Consider the following 20,149-nt stretch of genomic DNA (forward strand, 5'->3'; position numbering starts at 1 on the left):
GCCGGGTCCTCCACGCCCGGTGCGGTGCCGCGCGGTCCTGTGATCGACTCCTGTCATGGAAGCCCTCTGGACGAGTGTCGTGGCCGTCGTCGGAACGTTGCTGGGTTCACTGATCACACACGTCTTCCAGCGCCTCGCGTCCCGGCGCAGTGAGCAGTTCACGCGCTCGGAGTCGCTGCGGCAGGAACGCATAGCCGCGTACAGCACGTTCGCGGCCGCCATGGAGGACTACCGCCGGGGCCAGGCGGACCGCTGGTTCCGGTGGGCGGAGGACCCGGAGGGGGAGGCGTTCCTCACCGCCCGGGACGAGGCCCACCACCTGCGGACCATGGCCCGGCAGACGCTGTACCGCGTCAAGCTGCTCACCGACGCGGAGGACCAGGACGTCATCCGCGCCGCCGAGCGCGCCTACGACCACACCCGGGACATCTCCCTCGCGGTGGAACGGGCCGAGCGGGACACCCGCGACCTCGCGTCGAAGCGGGCCATCGAGGCCTTCGTGGCGCGCGCCTCGCCCCTGGTCCGCTGAGCGCCACGGGGACGGCGCAGGCGGGTTTCGCCAAGGACATCCTCGGCTGGTGGTCCGCTGAGCGCCACGGGGACGGCGGGCAACGGGCGGCGCCCATCGAGCCGTTGGCGGCGGACGGCGGATGGCGGGCGGCGGGCGCATGCCTCGGACGAACACCCGTCCGTCTCTCCGGGGCGCCCGGAGACCGCGTGGGAGGTGGAGAGGGCCGAAGGCGGAGGGGGCCGGACGTGGAGAGGGCCCGTGGTGGAGGGGGCCGGTGGCGGAGGGGGCCGGTGGCGGAGGGGGCCGGTGGCGCGGGCCGTGGTGATCAGTCGAGCGGCTTGCGCATGACGAGATCCCGCGTCACCCCGTCCGCCAGGAGGTCTCCCGGCTCGTCGGTGCGGGCGAAACCATGCCGCCGGTAGAGGGCGATGGCCGGCTCGTTGTCCGGCATCACGGTGAGCCGCAGGGCCGTGGCGCCCGCCTGCCGGGCCCAGGTCCCGACCGCCGTCAGCAGACGGTCCGCGACCCCTTTCCCCCGCGCCTCCGGGCTCACCCAGACCGACCGCAGCGCGTACACCCCGCCCGGCCCGGCGGGCACGCCACTCGCCACCCCGGCGATCCGCCCGTCGCCCAGGAGTGCGACGAGGTTGTACGTCCCCGGGGCCGTCAGCCTGGCGCGCCAGCGTTCCTCGTCGCCGCTGTGCCAGTCGGCCAGCCGGGACTTGAAGGCGTGGGGCGCCTCGGCCAGCGCCGCGAGGCGGGCGTCCCGCCACAGCGGCCAGTCGTCCTCGGTCGAGAGGGATCGCAGGTCAACCACGGGCCGAGCCTCCCGCACCACCAACCCGCGTGGCCAGCGGATTTCCCCGACCGGCTGCCGGGCCCCGGTCTCACCGGTCCCCCGGCCCCACCCGTCCCCCGGCCTCACCGGTCCCCGGGGAGCGCGAGCTCCGCCCAGACCGTCTTACGCGGCGGCGGACCCGTGACCACGCCCCAGCGGTCGGCCAGCGCAGCGACGATGAGGAGGCCACGGCCCGATTCGGCGTCCGGCGCCCCTTCCGCCCGGGGGTCCACGCCCTCGGTCCGCGGGTGGGGCCCCGGGACGGTTGCTGGCGGCAAGCGGTCGCCCCGGGCGTCGGCGATTTCGATACGGAGCGTGTTCACCTCCGGTAGGCACAGCGTCAGCCGGAAGTCACGGCCGGGTACATGCCCGTGCAGCACGGCGTTGGCGGCCAGCTCCGCGACGATCTGTTCCACCGTCTCGTACGGCAGCCCCCACGTGCACAGTTGCGCGACGGCCAGCCGCCGGGCACGCCGGGCACCGCGACGGGTGGCGGAGAGCCGCACGCTGAACTGGCGTGCCTGAGCGGAATTCTCGGTTCGGGTGATTTCTTGCGTCACATCACTCAGCGTGGCCTCCGCCGTCTACGGTGACCAGTAACCACGTCGGCACGGGGCGTAGTTGTCCGGCCGTGAGCGTCGACCCGTACCGCTTGTCGGTCGTGACGCGGCGCGGGCGGCGGTTGTTGGCCAGAGAGAGCACCGGAGACCAAGGACACCAAGCGGAGCGGATGCACGCGCACAGGAGGGGCGGACCGGTGACGCACGAAAATCACGACGAGACCGCGCACAACGGCCGCGACGAGGAGCGACGGTGGGCGGAGTACACGACGGACGGGGCTGACGAAACCCGCTGGGACTCGCTTCTGGGGGAGGACGGAGCAGTCCTCAGGGCCATCGGGCGACAGATCAAACTCTGGCGGGAAGGCGCGGGCCTCAAGCAGGCAGAACTCGGCAAAGCCATCGGTTACGGGGAAGACCTGGTGTCCTCCGTGGAGCGCGCCAGGCGCATCCCGCGGCCGGAGTTCCTGAAGAACGCGGACCGGGTACTGGCCGCCGACGGCAAGATCGCGGCGATGGCGAAGGACGTCGCCGAGGCCCGTTACCCGAAGAAGGTCCGCGACCTGGCCAGAATCGAGGACGAAGCGGTCGAACTGGGTTCCTACAGCAACCACAACGTGCACGGCCTGCTGCAGACGGAGGAGTACGCCAGAGCCCTGTTCGGGATGCGGCGCCCGGTATACGACGAGGAAGAGATCGAACAGCAGGTCACCGCTCGCCTCGCCCGGCAGCAGATCTTCCACCGGCGCCCCGCTCCACATCTCACCTTCGTTCAAGAAGAGGTGACCCTGCGGCGCCCTATCGGGGGCAGAATGGTGCTACGCCGTCAACTCGAACATCTATGGGAAGTCGCTCAACTGCGGAACGTCGCGATCCAGATCATGCCGACGGACCGCGAAGAACACGCCGGCATGGCGGGTGAACTGCGCGTACTGAAACTTAGGGACGGAACGACGGTGGGCTACTGGGAAGCTCAGCTCACCACCCATCTGGTGTCCGAACCCAAAGAGGTCCAGATCCTCGAGATGCGCTACGGGATGCTACGGGCCCAGGCACTCCCGCCCCGGGAGTCGCTGGCCTTCATCGAGACAGTACTGGGAGAGACATGACCCTCATACTCTCGACGGGGTTGCACGGCTCACTTCGGTGGACAAAGAGCAGCCACAGCAGCAATGACGGTCCCGACTGCGTGGAAACCGCCGCCATACCCGGCGCGATCCTCGTCCGGGACTCCAAATGTCCTGGCGGACCACGCCTCACGGTAACTTCCGACGCCTGGACCGACTTCACCACTCACGTCACCGCGCGGTCGACCTGATCCAGCACAGCTTCCGGCCCATCCGGTAAGCCGCTCGGTCTCTGCTGATCAACAGCCCTTGGAGTGAGATGAGCCCTGAAGTGTCGGCCGACCTGCCGCACGCCCCGGTGCTGGACCAAGAGCAGCCACAGCACCAATGACGGACCGGAGTGTGTAGAAGCCGCCATCGCCCTCGGCGCGGTGTTCGTCAGAGATTCCAAGCTCCCGCACGGGCCCCGACTCGCCGTCACGCCTGTCGCCTGGGAGCGTTTCACCGCATACGCAGCAGAGGGCTGAGGGGCGGGGCTTCGCTCCGGCGGCACGGAGTACCTTCGGCATCCGGTCGCCCCGCGATCCGGCTCTCCGGACCAGCACACCTCCGGGGACTGGGCGGCGGCTGCGGGGCCGGCCGACGGGAATCACAGGGTGGCGGTCCGGCCGGACGTCGACCCCTTCCTCGGCCCGCACCCGTTGGCCCCGCCCCCGTATCCCACCTGTGGACAGAGAAACGCCCCGGCCGAATGGGGGCCGGGGCATTTCCTGACGTATATTGGTGGTTTCCGTGTCTCGAACAAGGCAGTTCACGACGGCAGCGCGAGCGGCACGGAGAAAGTCTGATGACGCCATCTTATCGGGGCGGGAGCCGAATTGTCAAATGTGGAAGTGAAACGCGAGCAGGAATTCATGGACGTGCTGTACGCACGGCTGGAGGAGCTGCGCGAGCAGGCGGAGGGCGAGCTGCGGGCCGCGCTCACCCCGTCCGGGGAGGGCCCGGGCGGCACCTACCAGGCGCGGCTGGAGCGGGACGTGCTGGTCGCGGAGCGTTCCGGGCTGCTGGCCGCGTTCAACTCCGGGGAGCGCGGGTTGTGCTTCGGCCGGCTCGTCTTCCAGGACGGCCGGGACCACCACATCGGCCGTATCGGTATGCGCCGTGACGACCCGGACCGCACGCCCCTGGTGATCGACTGGCGGGCCGAACTCGCCCGTCCGTTCTACCTGGCCACCGGTCACACGCCGATGGGATTGCGCCGTCGCCGGCACATCACCTCCGAGGGGCGGACGGTGACCGCCCTGCACGACGAGATCCTGGACCTCACCGACCGGGAGCGCACGGGCCACGAGGGCACCGACGCGGACGCCGTCCTGCTCTCCTCCCTGGGCGCGGCCCGCACCGGGCGGATGCACGACATCGTCCAGACCATCCAGGCCGAGCAGGACCGCATCATCCGCGCGCCGCACCAAGGCGTGATGGTGGTCGAGGGCGGGCCCGGCACCGGCAAGACCGTCGTGGCGCTGCACCGCGCCGCCTATCTGCTCTACGCGCAGCGGGAGTTGCTGGCCCGCCGGGCGGTGCTGATCGTCGGCCCCAACCCGGCGTTCCTCGGCTACATCGGCGAGGTGCTGCCGTCGCTGGGTGAGACGGGCGTGCTGATGGCCACGCCGGGCGAGTTGTTCCCCGGCGTGCGGGCCACCGGCACCGACACCCCGGAGGCCGCCGAGGTGAAGGGCCGTACCGAGATGGCCGGCGCCCTCGCGGCCTGCGTACGGGACCGGCAGACGCTGCCCGAGCCGGCCACCGTCGTCGCCACGGAGGACGGGGACCTGCTCCTCGACGCCGACCTGGTCGCCCTCGCCCGGCAGGAGGCGCGCGAGACCAGGCTTCCGCACAACCTCGCGCGCCCCACCTTCGCCTTCCGCGTCATCGACGAACTGACCGCGCAGCTCGCCGACCGCATCGGCGCCGACCCTTACGGCGGCCCCAACCTCCTCGGCGCGGACGACATCGCCCAGCTCGGCGTCTCCGTCGCCGCCGCGCCGGAGGTACGGGCGGCCATCGACGCCCTGTGGCCGCAGCTCACCCCGGAACGGCTGGTCGCGGACTTCCTCGCCGATCCCGTCCACCTGTCCGAGGCCGACGCGGCGGCGATCCGCCGCGAGGGCGGTCCGTGGACCCCGGCGGACGTCCCCCTGCTGGACGAGGCGGCCGAACTGCTGGGCGAGGACGACTCGGCGGCGCGCGCCCGCGAGGAGGCCGAGCGGCAGCAGCGCGTCGAGTACGCGCAGGGCGTGCTCGACCTCTCCTACGGCTCACGGACCCAGGAGTTCGAGGACCGCGACGACGAGGACTCCGAGGTGCTCGGCGCCCACGACCTCATCGACGCCGAACGGCTCGCCGACCGCTCCGAGGAGGCCGACCACCGCAGCGCCGCCGAGCGCGCGGCGGCCGACCGCACCTGGGCCTTCGGCCACATCATCGTGGACGAGGCCCAGGAGCTGTCACCGATGGCCTGGCGGCTGCTGATGCGGCGCTCCCCGACCCGCTCCATGACGCTCGTCGGCGACCCCGCCCAGACCGCCGAGCCGGGCGGCACCGGCTCCTGGGAGCGGATCCTCGCGCCGTACGTCGGCGACCGCTGGGAGCACATCCGGCTGGGCGTCAACTACCGCACGCCGAGCCAGATCATGGACGTGGCGGCGGGGGTCCTGCGCGCCGTCGACCCCGCGTTCCGGCCGCCGCGTTCGATCCGGACGACGGAGAACCGGCCGTGGGTGCACACGGTGGACGGCGGCATCGGCGCCGGTTCCGCCACCGGCACCACCACCGGCACCGACGGGGCGGGGTCCGTCACGGGGGCCGGGGCCGGGGTCGGGACCGGGCCGGGCACGGGTACGGGTACGGGTACGGGTACGGAAGCCGCCCGGGACACCGCGGCCGCCCTCGCGGCCGGGGTGGCGGAGACCGTGGCCCGGGAGGCCGCCCTGCTCGGCGACGCGGCCGGGGAGGGACGGCTGGCGGTGATCACGCCCCGCGAGCGGGTGGCCGCGCTGGCCGCCACCCTGCCGGAGGCGTCCGCCGGGCCCCGTCCCGATCTCACCCGGCCCGTCGTGGTGCTCGACCCCCGGCAGGCCAAGGGGCTGGAGTTCGACACGGTGATCGTGGCGGAACCGGCCGAGTTCGGGGTGAGCGACCTGTACGTGGCGCTCACCCGGGCGACGCAGCGGCTGGGCATCGTCCACGCCGCGCCACTGCCGACAGGGCTGGGACCGGGGCTCACGTCATGGACAGACCCCGGGACCGGGGACGGGAGCGGAAGCGGAAGCGGGGCCCGGAACGGGCACGGAGCGGGGGTCGGGAGCGGGGCCGGGGGTTGAGGTCGAGGGCCGAAGGCTGAGGGTGGGGTCGTGGGTTGACGCCGGACCTCCGAGGCGCGGGGCCGAGGCCAGGGCGAGCGCGTGGCGCCACCGGAACCGGCCGGTCCGGCCCGGCCTGGCCCGGCCTGGCCGTGTCGGATCCTGCCCGGAGGCTTGGACGGAACCGGCGACGGCACGGGCTACGGGGCCGTCCCACCGAAACGCGTGACACCGCCGGAGCCGGTCCGGACCGGACCGGCCGTGTCCGGCCCTGACCGGAGGTCCGGGCGGAACCGGCGACGGCACGGGGCTACGGGTCACCGGTCCACCGGAGCACGGGAGCACCGCCTCGCCGGAGAACGGCCCAGCGGAGCGCGAGCGCGCCGGGGAACGGGCACCCCGGGGCGCGGGCACCCCGGAGTGCGGGGGCACCCGAGCGCGGGCAACGTCCGGGTGCCGGCACACCCGGACCCGGCGGCGCGGGCGCGGCGAGACCGACGCCGGGCCAGGCCGGGAGGACCGGGCCAGGAGAAACGGGCCGGGAGGACCGAGCCGGGCCGGGAGGACCGGGCGAGCCCGGCCAGGGAGCCCGGCCCGCACGGTGAAGTGAAACGCGGGGGATTATCAAGGCTTTTCCCCCGAAGGGGTGTTCATCCCGCTCCGTCTGGCGTGTTGGCCTGGGCCACCGGGACGATGAGAGGCGCCGGTCGCGGCCCGTGGCTGCTGCCGGTTCGTGGTGAGCCGTGCGGGAACGGGAGCGGGCACGGCCGGTGTTCCCGCGCCATGGGGACGCCGTGCGGGCCCGTACCCGGCTCCGGGAGCCCGCCCGGCTCACCCGTCCCCTCCTCCGCCGCCCGGCGGCTCCCGAACCCGGAGCCGGCGGGGGCACCGGTCCCCGGCCGTCCGGTGTGGCCGGGTGGGCACCGCCCGGCCACCCCGGGCCGGTCCCCGGCCACCCCAGGCCGGTCCCCGGGCTCCACCGCGCCCGGACCGCGCCTCTCCGCCGCCTGCTCCGCCGCCTGCTCCGCCGCCCAGCGTTCCGGCCGGCGCTCCGCCCGGTATCCGCCTCCGCGCTCCCGCCGCCGTCCCGCTCGTGTCCCTGCCCCGCGAAAGGACTCACGTGACCACAACGACCGTGCTGGAGGATCCGCCGGAGAACGCGCCCGCCGGGGTCGCCTTCTACACGCCTCCCGAACTCCCGTCCGAGGGCGAACGTGGCTCACCGGTCTATCAGCGGCGGCTGGACAACCCGGTCGCGCAGCTGAAGGAGGGCGACAACTGGCTGGTCCTGTACCGCTCACAGGACGCGCACGGCGGTCCGGTCGCCACCTCGGGCATCCTCGCCCTGCCCCGCACACCGCCCCCGGCCGCGGGGTTTCCCGTGATCAGCTGGGCCCACGGCACGGTCGGGGTGTCCGACCTGTGCGCGCCCTCGCGCGACGACGTGCACTCCCCCGCGCACGCGGTGAACACCTATCCGCAGACCCTGCTCAACACCTTCCTCCGCCGCGGCTGGGCCGTGGCGATGACGGACTACGAGCACCTCGGCACCACCGGCGGACGCCACCCCTACATGCTCGGCGCCTCGCACGCCGCCGCCGTCCTCGACATCGTCCGCGCCGCCCGCCGGCTCTTCCCCGGGCGGCTCGCCCGCCGCTTCGCGATCGTCGGCCACTCCCAGGGCGGGCAGGCCGCCCTGTTCGCCGCCCACCACTCCCCCTCCCACCCCGATCTCGACCTGGCGGGGGTCGCGGCGATCGCCCCGGCCAACCACCTCCTCGGCATCGTGCGCGCCGGCTCCGTCGTCCCCTCCCACGCGGAGGACGGCGGCTACGCCTTCACCCCGCTGCTGCTCAGCGGCGCCCTGGGGGGTGATCCGGCCATCCGCCCCGAACAGGTGCTCTCCCGGGCGGCCCACGCCCTGTGGCCACACGTCGACGAGCGCTGCCGGGCCGGACTGAGCCACCCCGACTCCTGGGGCGGGCTGCGCGGCACCGAGCAGTTCCGCGGGGCCTATCCCGCGCTGCCCAACCCCGACCAGCAGCGGTTCGACGCCCAGCTGGCCGCCATGAACCCGGACCTCACGCTGCCCGTCCCGGCCCGGATCAGCCAGGCGGCGGACGATCCGCGGGTCCGCGCCGACCCGGCCCCGCTCCAGGGCACGGACGACCTGGTGGCGGAGTTGCGTGAACTCAACGCCACCGGCGGCCGCCCCCTGCTCTACCAGCGCTACCCGGCGGGCGAGGTCCCGGGGGACGAGCCCCTGGGCGTCCATTTCGCCACCATCAACCACGACCTGCCCCACCTCGTCGCCTGGCTCACGCCCTTGCTGAACGGGGCCGGTTACGGCGACGGGAGCTGAACGGGACCCCGGGCCGGACGGGCCGGACGGGGCCGGACGACCGGGAAACCCGGCGGACCGCACGGCCCGGACGGCTCCGGCGTCCGGCTCGACGGACTTGCCCGCACCGAACCGGCGATCCGGGCAGGCCCGCCGAGCCGGCCGGACGCCCTCCGGCCGGCCCTCGCGCCGGCACCCCCCGCGCGGAACGGCGGGCCCGCCACACCCCGCCCCGGCCGGGGCTGAGAGTGCGGCGGACCCGCCGGAGGTGGATCGTTCCGCGGAGGCCGTCGCCCCGTCAGAGGATCCGGAACAGCTTGGCGCCGAAGCCCGGCTCCTCCTTGGGCTCCTCCAGTGCCAGCCCCACCTTCACCTGACCGGGCCCGCTGCCCACCGTCAGCAGCCCCACCTTCGTGCCGGCCGCCGCCTCGTGCGGGATCGTCCTCCCGCCCTCGGTGAGCGCGAGGTCCACCGTCAGGCCCGGCCAGCCGACCGCCGTCACGTCCTCCGTGACGACGACGGGCGTCCTCCCGCCCAGGCCGTCGTCGACATGGCCGACGACCTCGCCCTTCTTCACCACCTTGGCGTCGACGAGAGCGGCCTGCGCGCTCTCGATCAGCTGCTTGCTGACCGCCGTCACGCTGTCGATGGCGGGCACCTTGTACTGGGCCAGCGCCGCGCCGATGATCAGCTGCGTCGTCCCGGCGATCCGCTGCTCCGCCGCGAAGAGCAGGTTCCCGCCCGCCGCGGTGGTGGTGCCGGTCTTGATGCCGATGCCGGTGTAGGGGACGAGACGGTTGTAGTTGAGGTGCCGCTCGCCCTGGCTGTCGACGTACTCCGTCTTCGCGGAGATCTCCTTGAAGACCGGGATCGCCATGGCCGCCTTCCCCAGTTTCACGAGGTCCTTGGCGGTGGAGACGGTGTCCTTCTCCAGCCCGCTGGGGTCGGTGAAGGTGGTGTTCTCCATCCCGAGGTCCTCGGCGGCGGCGTTCATCTTGTCGACGAAGTCCTCGGAGTGCTTCTGCTCGTACCAGCGGGCCATCAGCCGGGCCACGTTGTTGGCCGAGGGCAGCATCAGGGCCTCCAGCGCCTCGTACTCCGAGAGCATCTGGCCTTCCTTCAGCGGCACCACCGACTCCTGGTCGGCCTTGCCCTTCTCGTACTCCTCCACCGCCCGCGCGTCGACCTTCATCTTCACGCCCTCGCCCCCCTTCTTGACCGGGTGGTCCTTCAGGAAGACATAGGCCGTCATGACCTTGGCGACGCTGCCGATCGGCACCGGCTTCTCCTTGCCGGAGGAGCCGAGCGAGCCGAGGCCGGAGATCTCCACATGCGCCTGCCCCTCCTCCGGCCAGGGCAGCGACGGCTTCTGGCCGTCGAACGCGAACTGCGACTCGGCGGTCAGCGTCAGCGTCGGCTCCGGCAGCGGACGGACGGCCTGCGCGACCGCAAAGACGATCGCCAGCAGGAGCACCAGCGGCGTCCAGATCTTGACCCGGCGGACCATCGTCCGCAGCGGGGTCTCCGGGGGCGGCGGGGTGTTGGTGAGCTGCGCCAGCAGGTCGAGCGGGGGCAGCGGCTGCTGCTTGGTCCGCTCCGACTCCACCTCCGCCTCGGCCTCCGGCGAGGCCGCCCCGGGTTCCGTCCCGGTCGCGGTCCCGGCGCTCGCGGTCCCGGCGGGAGACGCCGTGGTGCCCGCGCCGGCGGAGGCCGTGTCCGTGCCCGGGGCGGACGTGGCACCCGCCGCGGACGCACCGTTCCCGCCCCCCGCGGCGCCGGTGCCGGGAGCGGTACCGGCCGCCGTCCCCCCGGCCGTGGACGCCCGCGCCGCCCAGGCGGGCGCGGAACCCCCGGCCTTACGGGGCGTACGGGGCGCCTCCTCCGCGCTCTGGAGGGGGACGAACGTGCTGGTCCGCTCGGCGGCGGACTCCTCGGTACGGGGGGTACCGGCGCGCGCGCCGCCGGATGTGGGGGAACTAGCGGTGGCGGGGGCGCTGCCGGTACCGGTGCCGGTGCCGCCCGATCCGGTACCGGTGCGTGCGCCTGAGCCGGTCCCGCCGTCGGCGCCGGCATCGGGGGTGCCGCCGGTGCCGGTGCCGGCTCCCCGGCCGGGACGGGCACCGGTGCCCGTCCCGGTCTCCGTGCCCGTACGGGCATCCGGCGTGGAGGACCCGCCGTCCGCGCCCGGCCCGTCGCCGTCCCGCTCGCGGGAGTCCCGCTCGGCGTCACCGGACGTGCCGGTGCGGGGCCTGCGCACCCGGATCGCCGTCGTCGGCTGGTCGACCGCACCGGCCGCCGGGGCGGTACGGCCCGCCCCGCCGGGGCCACTCCCCTTCTCGCCGGGGGCCTTCTCGCCGGTGGCCTTCCCGTCGGGGGTCTGCTTCTCCGGCGCCTTCTCCTCAGGCGCCTGCCGGTCCGGCGCCTCCGGCCCTCCCGGCACGTCGGACTCGCCGGAACCGGTGCTCTTCGAGGTCACGCCGGGCCCCTCGACCCGAGGATCACGCGGCACGGACCCGCCGGCCACCGCCGGGCTCCCGGGCCCGGTGGACCGTGCGGGCTCCCCGGCCCCGGCGGAACCCGCCCGCTCTCCGGATGTCCCGGAAGCCGCCGGCTTCTCCCGCCCGGCGGACCCGCCGTCCCCGGCCGGGGCCCCCTTCGCGGGCCTGTCGGTGGACGCCCTCTCGGAACGCTTCCCGGAGCCCTCGGCGGCCGGCCCGTCGGACGACTCTGCGGGCACGCGCGTGGCCGGCTCCGCGCCACGGCCGGCCGCGCTCTCCGTGTCACGGTCCGCGCCGTCATCACTGTGCGCGGCGTCCTCACGGTGCGCGGCGTCCGAAGACGCGACCACGGAATCCCCCGGAGTGTTCACTTCAGCAACGCCCTCGGACGCCGACCGCACCTCGCCGTCCGTCGCCGGGGAGGACCCGGTCCCGGCGGACCGGACCTTCGCCGCCCCGCCTCCCACGGTCCCGGTCTCCGCGGGCTCCCCGTCCACGGTCCCGGTCTCCGCGGGCTCCGTCCTCGCGGACGCCGTCGTCGCAGGCTCCGCCGTCGCGGGCTCAGGCCTCGCGGCGGGCGCGCCGTCCGTGCCCGCGGACGGCTCGCCGCCCGCACGCGGGTCCGGCCGGCCGTCCGAGCGCCCGTCCACCGCAGCGGAATCGCCGCTCGCCGTGTCTTCCCCGGTCACGCCCGTGCCGTCCGCGCCCTGCCCGTCCGTGCGCCCCCCACGGCGCTCCCTCGCCGGGCTCCCGCCCGGAGTGGTACCGCCGGTGTCCTCGCCGGGTGAGGGCTCGGGCTCGCCGGCGTCCGCCGGGGAAGCGTCCTCCGCCGAACCGTCTCCGCCGGCTCCCGCGGCGCCGCCCCCGCTCCCGCGTGCCGCGTCCGACCGGCCGCCGCCGGCCCGGGGGCCGCCGTCACGGGCTCCGTCGCCGGCTCCCTCACCGGCCACCTCGCCCGCCTCATCCGGCCGGCCCGCGCCGTTCGCACGGCCCGTCGCGCCGCCGCTCTCCGTACCGTCTCCGCCGGTGTGCTCACCGCCGGACGAGGTTCCGAAAACGGCGAGCCGCGGATCGCGGCCGCCTTCCGCTTCCGCCCTCACCCCCGGCGACCTCCGCTGCTCCGAACTGCCGGGGGACTCGCCCGCCACCGATGCCTCCTCCATACGCTCACCTACACATACCGGCCATATGCCGGAAACCGGATGCCGGCAACCGGCGCATACAACCTCGCCGGACCCGCACGCACCGGCCGCCCCGCCGTCCGCCCCTCCGGGCGCCGCCCCCCGCCGGCCCGTCGGCGCGGCGCGGCCCGCCGGTCCACCGCCTCAGTGTCCCGCCCGGAGGCCTCCGCTCCCGCCACCGGACCCGCCAGGCCCGTCTTCCGTGCCCGCACGATGCCCGTTCACCGGCTAGACGAGGACGACATACCTAACGGTTCCCTCACAAACTCCCCACGCGCACTCGACAGACCATTGTGAGAGGGGTCACCCTGTCTGACATCCACGCGGGGAGGCATGGATGGGCAGGAGCCGCAGAACAATTCCGGAGGAGCTTCTGCTGCTGGCCTTGGACCCGGCCACGGGCACCACGGCACAGCCGCAGTCGCTCGACCTCGGTCTTGCCGGGGCACAGCTAGTGGAGCTGGCGCTGGCAGGACGGATAGCCCCTGACGGGGATCGTATCGCCGTGGTGCTGCCACGGCCGACAGGAGATCCGACTCTGGACTCCGCACTGGAGTTGCTGCGCCGTCGCGGCAGCCCGGTACGGGCGGTCCACTGGATCGGCGGGCCCCGGCTGGGGCTGCGCCAGACGTACCTCACCCATCTGGAACGCTGCGGCATGGTGCATGCCGTGGAGGGCCAGATGTGCGGAGTGCTGCCGACGACGCGCTACCAGGCGACGGAGACGGCGATCAGCCGGGACATCAGGAACCGGCTCGACAACGCGATCCGCACCGGTGTACCACCGGACCCGCGCACGGCCGCGCTGGCGGCCCTCGCGCACGCGGTGGGGCTCGGCAAGCACCTCTACCCGGGCAACGAGGGCCGGTCGTGCCGATCCCGCCTGCGGGATCTGATCCGGCACGACCCGATGGGCGGGCTCGTCGCGCACGCCGTGATGGACGTGCAGAACGGTGTCGCCGTGCAGCCGCGCCGCCCGGCGCCGCCGCGGGGCGGCCCGAGCGAGGGCATCCCCCAGCAACCCCGGCGCGGGTCGATGGCGCGCGCCGTGGCCCGCTGAGCTGAGGGCCTTCCCGCCCTGCGCCCGGGCCGCATCCGACACGCGGTGTCGGATGCGGCCCGGCGCGGGGCGGAGGGGCGTTCGCCCACCGGCCGTGCCCGTTGTGCGCGCACGCGCCCGCCCTACGGCGTGGGGGTGACCCCGGCCGGACGCCGGGGGCCGTGGCGCCGTCCTCGCGCGCCCACCGGGCCAGGCCGGCCTCCGGGCCGCCCAGGAGGCAGCGGCGGCACCCGGGCCGTCCCCGCATCACCACGCGCCGCGCCCCGTCTCCGTCTGCCACGCGCGGAACCGCCGCCGGGGGCGCCGTAGCACGAAGTGGCCGCCGAACGACCCTGTGTCGCCGTTTTCCCCCGCCGCGACACGCCGCGGTGGCAATCTGCTGGAACGAACAGCGGTCTCAAGTCGGAGGTGCGGCCTCGTGGCGTCCCATGTCAATCCCACGGTCCGGCGACGCCGGTTGGGTCAGGAGTTACGCCGGCTCCGTGAGGCCAAGGGCCTGACGGCAGAGTGGGTGGCCGAACGGCTCCTGGTCTCCCAGTCGAAGATCAGCCGGCTGGAGAACGGCCGGCGCAGCATCAACCAGCGCGATGTCCGTGACCTCTGCGAGGTCTACGGGGTCGAGGACGAACGGGTCGTCGAGTCGCTGATGCAAATGGCCAAGGAATCCCGCCAGCAGGGCTGGTGGAACGCCTTCGGCGACATCCCGTACAGCGTCTACATCGGCCTGGAGACCGCCGCGGCATCGGTGCGCAACTACGAGTCGCTGCTGGTGCCCGGCCTGCTCCAGACCCAGGAGTACGCGGAGGCCGTGGTCGAGGGCATGGAACCCGAGGCGTCCACGGAGGACAAGGCCCGCCGGGTCGGGGTCCGGATCAAGCGCCAGGACCGCATCAACGACCTGGCGTCACCGCTGCGCTTCTGGGCGGTGGTGGACGAGTCGGCGCTGCGGCGGGTGGTCGGCGACCGCCGGGTGATGCGCGAACAGCTGGAGCAGCTCATAGAGGTGAGCCGCCGCCCGCATGTGACGGTGCAGGTGCTGCCGTTCACGGCGGGGGCGCACCCCGGCATGGTCGGCACCTTCTCCCTGCTGGAGTTCGCGAACGAGGGCGACTCCAGCGTGGTCTACCTGGAGGGCGTCACCAGCGATCTGTACCTGGAGAAACACCACGAGGTGCAGCGCTACAGCATGATGTACGAGCACCTGCGGGCGCTGGCCGACCCGCCGGAGCAGAGCCGCCGGCTGATGATGAACCTGGCCAAGGACTACGCCCGCTGACGGCCCGGACCCCGGTGCCCCGGCCGGGGCGTGGCGGGGCGGCGCGGGGGCCCTCCGGCCCGTGGCCGGGGAAACGCGCCCGCGAGTCGAGGTCCGGGGCCCCTGGCCCGTGCCCGGGGAGTGCGGGCCTTGCCCGTGGACCCGTGCACCCGTCCCTCTGTGCCCGGCCCAGGGCACGCCCCGGGCCGGGCACAGGGGGGTGAGCCGGGCCGTCCTTCCCCACGGAGCGCGGCCGTGGGGCCGGGTGCGTGGCTCCGGGCGGGGGTCGCGGGCTCGCCGGAGGGCCTGGCCGCAGCGGGTGGAGGAAGACCGTCAGCCGGTCGGGCGGTCCGCGGAGAAACGCTCCGGCGCCCTGGTCGGGGCAGGGTACACCGGTGATCGGGCGCGCCGACCGGATGAGGGGCATATGCAATTCGGACGGGTGAAACGGGCTCCTGGCACGGCTCCGCAGGGCCTTAGCGTCGGTCACGCCCCGGTTCCCGCACCGCCAGTGGCGCGGAGGCCAGGGCGTGTCACATCCACCCCGCCGATCCGCCGGAGCACGTCATGGCCGTACCAACCGTTTCCTCCCCCCACGCCCACCCCCACCCCCGCCCCCACCGTCACAGCCGGGCCCGCGGGCTCGGTGCCGCCTGGACGAAGTCGTCCTACTCGGGCAACGGCAACTGCGTCGAGGTGTCCGCACCCGCCGCCGGTGTCGCCGTCCGCGACTCCAAGGACGTCAGCCGCCCGTCCCTGAGCTTCACCGGGGGCTCCTGGCGTGCCTTCCTGGCCGAACTGGGCGAGCGGGCCCCCGGCCAGGTCTGACCCCCACCGCGGCGGCCCCACCACGGCTGCCCCAGCGCGGCTGCCCGGGCCGTTCCCGGAGCCCGGGCCGCCGAGCCGCTTCACCGCCCCACCGCCACCGCCCCACCCGCCGAGCCCTCTCGACCGCACGCCGTCACGGCCGAGAGGGCTCGGCTCCGTGCTGCCGAGGGGCCGCGCCCTATGACGCGGCCCCGATGGCGCAGTCCCGGTCACGCCGCCCCGGTCACGCCGCCCCACAGTTACGCCGCCCCGTCACGCCGTGCCAGGCGCGCGGTCACGACCGCGGATACCGCGTCAGCCAGCCCGGGGAGGAGACGGCCGGGCCGTGCAGGGCGGGCCCCTGGGTCATCTCCATCGCGAAGTCGTCGGCCAGCGCCAGGATCGTCGGGCGTCCCTCCACCTCGGCCAGCCAGCCCGGCGGCAGCGCCGTCTCCCCGTGCAGCGCCCCGAGGAGGTTGCCGCAGACGGAGCCGGTGGCGTCGGAGGCCCCGCCGTGGTTGACCGAGAGCAGCAGCCCGTGGCGGACGTCCTCGGCGACCAGCGCGCAGTGGACGCCGATGGCCAGCACCTCCTCCGCCGTCCGCCCCTCGCCCAGCGACTCCACCCGGGACGCCGAGGGCGGCCCCTGCCGTACCGCGTCGACGGCCGCCGTCAGGGCGGCGGCGGTCTCCTCGTGGCCGGGTCTCCCGGAGACCAGGGCCAGCGCCTGCTGCACGGCCTGCTCCAGGTCCGCGCCCCGGCCCAGCGCGTGGACGGTGACGGCGAACGCCCCGGCCGAGAGGAACGCGGTGGGGTGGCCGTGGGTCTGCGCGGCGCACTCCACCGCGAGCTGGAACACGAGCTGGGTGTCCCAGCCGACGAGCAGCCCGAACGGCGCCGAGCGCACGAGCGCGCCGTGCCCCTTGTTGCGGGGGTTCTTCGGCTGGTCGAGGGTTCCCATGCGGTCGTCCGCCAGCCCGTTGAGGCTGGCGCGCTCCGGGTCGCGCCGGGTGTACAGCCACTCCTCGCGCGCCAGCCAGCCGTCCTCGGCCCGGCGCTCGTCGGGTCCCCACTCGCGCTGGGTCGCCGCCCAGCGGCGGTAGGCGCGGTGCACGTCGGTGGGCGGGTGCCAGGCCCCGGTGTCGCGGCGCACCTGGGCGCGTATCAGCCCGTCGACGGTGAAGAGCGTGAGCTGCGTCTCGTCGGTGACGGCGCCGCGCCGCCCGTACCGGGGGGCGAAATCGGCCAGCCCCTCCGCGCCGTGGGCGTCCCGGATGGCGCCGAGGGTGTCGGCGGCCACGCCCGCGCCCAGCGCGTCACCGATGGCGCCGCCGAGCAGGCAGCCCCGCACCCGGCTGCGGAAATCCTGCTGTTCGGCGCGGCCCCACACGGCCGTGCGCACTGAGCTCACTGTTCCCCTCCCACGATCGCCCTCGGCCGCGCCCCCGGGCGCCCCCGGGTTCCGCGCACGCCGCCCCCACCCTCACCTCGGCGCGCAGCACTGTAGTGGACCGGTGCCCGTGCCCACCGGCCCGTTACCCCTTGTCGTGCGGGGCCGTGGAGTGTGAGCCGGCCAGGGTCCGGTGGCCTGCGGCCTCCGGACCAGGCCCCGACCCTGTCACGGATCAGGGCCCCCTCGGACACCGGTTCCACAAGAGCCGCCCCGGGAGCGGCGGCCCCGCCCGGACGGCGCGGACGCAGCCGCCAGGACCCCACCGGGCGGGCGGCCGGGCGTCCGGAGACCGCGGGGGCCGCGGCCGGGTGGAGAAGACCCGGCCGGGCGTGAAGGGACCCGGCGGGGCGCTCGGCAGCCGGCCCGCCCTCCGAGGGCGAGGCCGCATCCCCGGCGACGCCGCCGGCCCCCCGCGCCGGCTCGCCTAAGGTACGCGGCATGCGGACACCAGTTCACTCCTCCGGCCGCCTGTACGGCAGGCACGAGGAGACCTGCCGGATCGACGAACTCACCGCCGCCGCCCGGAAAAGCCGGGGCGGGGCGCTGGTCCTCCGCGGAGAGGCGGGCATCGGCAAGAGCGCGCTGCTGGACCACGCCCGGCGGACGGCGTCCGGTTTCCTGGTCATCGAGGCGTCGGGGTCGGAGGGGGAGGCCGAACTGCCGTTCGCCGCCCTGCACCAGTTGTGTCTGCCGGTCCTCGGGCATCTCGCCGCACTTCCCGCGCAGCGCCGTGAGGCCCTTCAGGTCGCGTTCGGGCTGACCGCGGGCGTACCCGACGAGTTCCGCATGGGTCTGGCGGCCCTGGAGCTGCTGGCCGCCGCCGCCCGGGAGCGTCCGCTGCTGTGCCTGGTCGACGACGGGCACTGGCTGGACGCGGCCTCGTCGAAGGCGCTGGCCTTCCTCGCCCGCCGGATCTCCGCAGAGCCCGTCGCGATGCTCCTCGCCGTACGCCCGCCCTCCCCGGCGGGTGAACTGGACGCGCTGCCGGGCCTGTCCGTCGGCGGGCTGAACGACACCGACGCGCGGGCGCTGCTCTCCACGAAGGCCCGGGTCCCGCTGGACGAGCAGGTACGCCGGCGGATCGTGGCCGAGTCGCGCGGAAACCCGCTGGCCCTGCTCGAACTCCCCAGGGCCGGCGGTTACGCCCCGCCCGGCGCGCCGTCGGTGCCGACCCGGATCGAGCGGGGTTTCCAGCAGAGACTGCGTGATCTGCCCGAAGAGGCCCGGCTGCTGCTGACGATCGCGAGCGCCGACCCGACCGGCGACCCCGGCCTTCTGTGGCCCGCCGCGCTGAGACTGGACCTGGACGTGACGGAGACCGGCGCGGCCGCGGCGGCGACCGGGCTGGTGGACTTCTCCACCCGCGTCCGCTTCTGCCATCCGCTGGCCCGGTCCGCGGTCTACCGGGCCGCCGGGGCGCGCCTGCGCCGTACGGCCCACCGCGTCCTCGGCGAGGTCACCGACCCGGTCCTGGACCCGGACCGGCGCGCCTGGCACCGGGCGGAGGCGAGCGCCGGACCGGACGAGGACGTCGCCGAGGAGCTGGAGCGGTCGGCGTCCCGCGCGCGGTCACGGGGCGGCGCGGTGGCGGCGGCGGCCTTCGCCGAACGCGCGGCCGCGCTGTCGCTGGACACCGCCCGGCGCATCGAACGTACCCTTGCGGCCGTGCAGGCCCACCTCGACGCGGGCTCCACCGACACGGCGGCGGAACTTCTGGCGACCGTGGAGAGCGCGCCCCTCGACGAACTCCGGCACGTCCGGGTCGATCTCCTGCGGGGGAAGATCGCATTCGTACGGCACACCGACGGCGACGGGCCGATGTTCATGCTGCGGGCGGCCCACCGGCTCGCCGCGCTGGATCCGCAGCGGTCGCGTGAGTGTTTCCTGGACGCGGTCGAGATGAGCATGGCCGTCGGGCGGTCCAGCGGGGTGCTCGACACGGTACTGGCCGCCGCGCGGACCGCCGCGCCGGCCGGGGCCACGCACGCGCCGGACCTCCTGGACGTCCTCGCGCTGCTGGCCGAGGAGCGGCACCGGGAGGCGGTGCCCCTGGTCCGGAAGCTGCTCAGCTCTCCCCCGGCCGAAGCCGGGGACGGCGGCGGGGACGGGACCGGGGACGGGGACGGTCCGTTGTGGCGGCGCAGGCCCGCGCTCGCCGTCATGCTCGCCTCCGAGGTGTGGGACCCGCACACCCAGGCAGCGATCACCGACTGGCTGATCAGGACCGGGGAGGAGTCGGGGTCGCCGCTGGTCCTGCGCCTCGGGCTCGCGCCGATGGCGTCCCTCGCCGCGGTCTGCGGTGACCTGGCGCGGGCGGCGACGGCGATCGCCGAGGAGGAGGCGATCGCGGACGCGTTCGGCGGGCCGCCCGTCTTCTACCACCGGTTGCACCTGGCGGCGATGCGTGGCCGGCGCGAGGCGGCGGCCGAACTCTTCGCCACGGCCACGGCGGAGGCGGCCGAACGCGGCACCGGGCAGATCGTCGCCCATGTCCACTGGGCGGCGGCCGTGCTCAACAACGGCCTGGCCGACTATCCCGCCGCCTTGGCGGCGGCCCGGCGGGCCGCGGAATCCGGCGAGCTCTATCTCGCCGGGTTCGCCCTGCCGGAACTGGTGGAGGCGGCGGTCCGCTGCGGCGAGCCGGACGCCGCCGCGGCGGCGCTGGCCTCGCTGACCGAACGCACCGAGGCCGGCGGCACCGCCTCGGGCCTGGGCATCGCCGCGTACGCGCGCGGACTGGTGACCGGAGCCGAGGGGCACTACCGGGAGGCCGTCGAGCGCCTGGCGGAGAGCCCCCTGCTGCCCTACCGGGCCCGCGCCCACCTCCTGTACGGGGAGTGGCTGCGGCGCCGGGGCCGCAGACGCGACGGCGCCCGGCAGCTGCACCTCGCACACGAACTGCTGTCCGGGGCAGGGCTGGAGGCGTTCGCCCGGCGGGCGGCGGACGAGCTGCGGGCCGCGGGGGAGAGGGTACGGGGCCCGGCGGCGACGCCCGTCCACGACCGGCTCACCCCGCAGGAGGTGTCCATCGCGCGGCTGGTCGCGACCGGCGCGACGTCCAAGGAGGTCGCCACGCGGCTGTTCCTCAGCCCCCGCACGATCGACGCCCACCTGCGGAATGTGTTCCGCAAGCTCGGCATCACCTCCCGCAGGCAGCTCAAGGACGTGCCGGGCCTCCGCTGAGGCACCCGCGCGGCCCGCCCGCTCCCGGACGTC

Annotated in this window: 14 protein-coding genes; 10 read left to right on the top strand and 4 right to left on the bottom strand. The window is 74.8% G+C overall.

All coding sequences use genetic code 11. From position 1 onward, the window contains the following. The first annotated feature begins 55 nt into the window (after positions 1 to 55). Complete coding sequence (gene kilB / locus HCK00_RS04820) at positions 56 to 529, top strand: plasmid transfer protein KilB (RefSeq protein WP_168100496.1); 474 nt, start codon at positions 56 to 58, stop codon at positions 527 to 529. Between the two features lie 307 nt (positions 530 to 836). Here kilB and HCK00_RS04825 read toward each other — a convergent pair whose 3' ends face one another. Together HCK00_RS04825 and HCK00_RS04830 are read right to left on the bottom strand one after the other, a co-directional pair. Beyond that, positions 837 to 1,328, bottom strand: coding sequence for a GNAT family N-acetyltransferase (locus tag HCK00_RS04825; protein WP_168100497.1), 492 nt, complete (start codon positions 1,326 to 1,328; stop codon positions 837 to 839). Positions 1,329 to 1,432: 104 nt separating this feature from the next. Next, positions 1,433 to 1,909 carry an ATP-binding protein gene (locus tag HCK00_RS04830; protein ID WP_168100498.1) on the bottom strand — a complete coding sequence of 159 codons (477 nt, stop codon included), beginning with the start codon at positions 1,907 to 1,909 and terminating at the stop codon, positions 1,433 to 1,435. Positions 1,910 to 2,079: 170 nt separating this feature from the next. Here HCK00_RS04830 and HCK00_RS04835 point away from each other — a divergent pair, with 170 nt between their 5' ends. The 5 genes from HCK00_RS04835 (at position 2,080) to HCK00_RS04855 (ending at position 8,700) form a co-directional block, all read left to right on the top strand. Further along, positions 2,080 to 3,018, top strand: a complete 939-nt coding sequence (locus tag HCK00_RS04835; RefSeq protein ID WP_168100692.1) for a helix-turn-helix domain-containing protein — start codon at positions 2,080 to 2,082, stop codon at positions 3,016 to 3,018. Next, positions 3,015 to 3,227 carry a DUF397 domain-containing protein gene (locus HCK00_RS04840; RefSeq protein ID WP_168100499.1) on the top strand — a complete coding sequence of 71 codons (213 nt, stop codon included), beginning with the start codon at positions 3,015 to 3,017 and terminating at the stop codon, positions 3,225 to 3,227. Before HCK00_RS04835 ends, HCK00_RS04840 begins: the two co-directional genes overlap by 4 nt. Positions 3,228 to 3,302: 75 nt before the next feature. Continuing rightward, a complete protein-coding gene (locus HCK00_RS04845; protein ID WP_168100693.1) occupies positions 3,303 to 3,503 on the top strand; it encodes a DUF397 domain-containing protein in 201 nt (66 codons plus the stop codon). Between the two features lie 387 nt (positions 3,504 to 3,890). Beyond that, positions 3,891 to 6,359: a HelD family protein gene (locus HCK00_RS04850; RefSeq protein ID WP_206319980.1), complete on the top strand. Its 2,469-nt coding sequence runs from the start codon at positions 3,891 to 3,893 to the stop codon at positions 6,357 to 6,359. A 1,099-nt stretch (positions 6,360 to 7,458) separates the two neighbouring features. Next, complete coding sequence (locus tag HCK00_RS04855) at positions 7,459 to 8,700, top strand: lipase family protein (protein WP_168100501.1); 1,242 nt, start codon at positions 7,459 to 7,461, stop codon at positions 8,698 to 8,700. A gap of 277 nt (positions 8,701 to 8,977) precedes the next feature. Here HCK00_RS04855 and HCK00_RS28370 read toward each other — a convergent pair whose 3' ends face one another. Further along, entirely contained in the window at positions 8,978 to 11,155 is a 2,178-nt protein-coding gene (locus HCK00_RS28370) for a D-alanyl-D-alanine carboxypeptidase family protein (protein ID WP_168100502.1), read from the bottom strand. 1,540 nt (positions 11,156 to 12,695) lie between these two features. Between HCK00_RS28370 and HCK00_RS04865 the strand changes: the two genes are divergently transcribed. From HCK00_RS04865 to HCK00_RS04875, 3 genes are all read left to right on the top strand, one after another. After that, positions 12,696 to 13,418 carry a GOLPH3/VPS74 family protein gene (locus HCK00_RS04865; RefSeq protein ID WP_168100503.1) on the top strand — a complete coding sequence of 241 codons (723 nt, stop codon included), beginning with the start codon at positions 12,696 to 12,698 and terminating at the stop codon, positions 13,416 to 13,418. A 418-nt stretch (positions 13,419 to 13,836) separates the two neighbouring features. Next, positions 13,837 to 14,694: a helix-turn-helix domain-containing protein gene (locus HCK00_RS04870; RefSeq protein WP_168100504.1), complete on the top strand. Its 858-nt coding sequence runs from the start codon at positions 13,837 to 13,839 to the stop codon at positions 14,692 to 14,694. A gap of 546 nt (positions 14,695 to 15,240) precedes the next feature. Next, entirely contained in the window at positions 15,241 to 15,501 is a 261-nt protein-coding gene (locus HCK00_RS04875; RefSeq protein ID WP_168100505.1) for a DUF397 domain-containing protein, read from the top strand. Between the two features lie 274 nt (positions 15,502 to 15,775). On the opposite strand, the gene HCK00_RS04880 is transcribed toward HCK00_RS04875, so the two are convergent. After that, on the bottom strand, positions 15,776 to 16,891 hold the full coding sequence (locus HCK00_RS04880) for an ADP-ribosylglycohydrolase family protein (RefSeq protein WP_168100506.1): 1,116 nt from the start codon (positions 16,889 to 16,891) through the stop codon (positions 15,776 to 15,778). A gap of 480 nt (positions 16,892 to 17,371) precedes the next feature. Here HCK00_RS04880 and HCK00_RS04885 point away from each other — a divergent pair, with 480 nt between their 5' ends. Next, positions 17,372 to 20,116 carry an AAA family ATPase gene (locus tag HCK00_RS04885; RefSeq protein WP_168100507.1) on the top strand — a complete coding sequence of 915 codons (2,745 nt, stop codon included), beginning with the start codon at positions 17,372 to 17,374 and terminating at the stop codon, positions 20,114 to 20,116. Positions 20,117 to 20,149: the final 33 nt, after the last annotated feature.

The organism is Streptomyces zingiberis (genome assembly GCF_012034935.1).
Lineage (GTDB): Bacteria > Actinomycetota > Actinomycetes > Streptomycetales > Streptomycetaceae > Streptomyces > Streptomyces zingiberis.

Excerpts from the sequence above, each read along its gene's own strand:
- kilB (WP_168100496.1), top strand. The coding sequence starts at position 56 with ATGGAAGCCCTCTGGACGAGTGTCGTGGCCGTCGTCGGAACGTTGCTG.
- HCK00_RS04835 (WP_168100692.1), top strand. The coding sequence starts at position 2,080 with ATGCACGCGCACAGGAGGGGCGGACCGGTGACGCACGAAAATCACGAC.
- HCK00_RS04840 (WP_168100499.1), top strand. The coding sequence starts at position 3,015 with ATGACCCTCATACTCTCGACGGGGTTGCACGGCTCACTTCGGTGGACA.
- HCK00_RS04850 (WP_206319980.1), top strand. The coding sequence starts at position 3,891 with ATGGACGTGCTGTACGCACGGCTGGAGGAGCTGCGCGAGCAGGCGGAG.
- HCK00_RS04865 (WP_168100503.1), top strand. The coding sequence starts at position 12,696 with ATGGGCAGGAGCCGCAGAACAATTCCGGAGGAGCTTCTGCTGCTGGCC.
- HCK00_RS04875 (WP_168100505.1), top strand. The coding sequence starts at position 15,241 with ATGGCCGTACCAACCGTTTCCTCCCCCCACGCCCACCCCCACCCCCGC.
- HCK00_RS04885 (WP_168100507.1), top strand. The coding sequence starts at position 17,372 with ATGCGGACACCAGTTCACTCCTCCGGCCGCCTGTACGGCAGGCACGAG.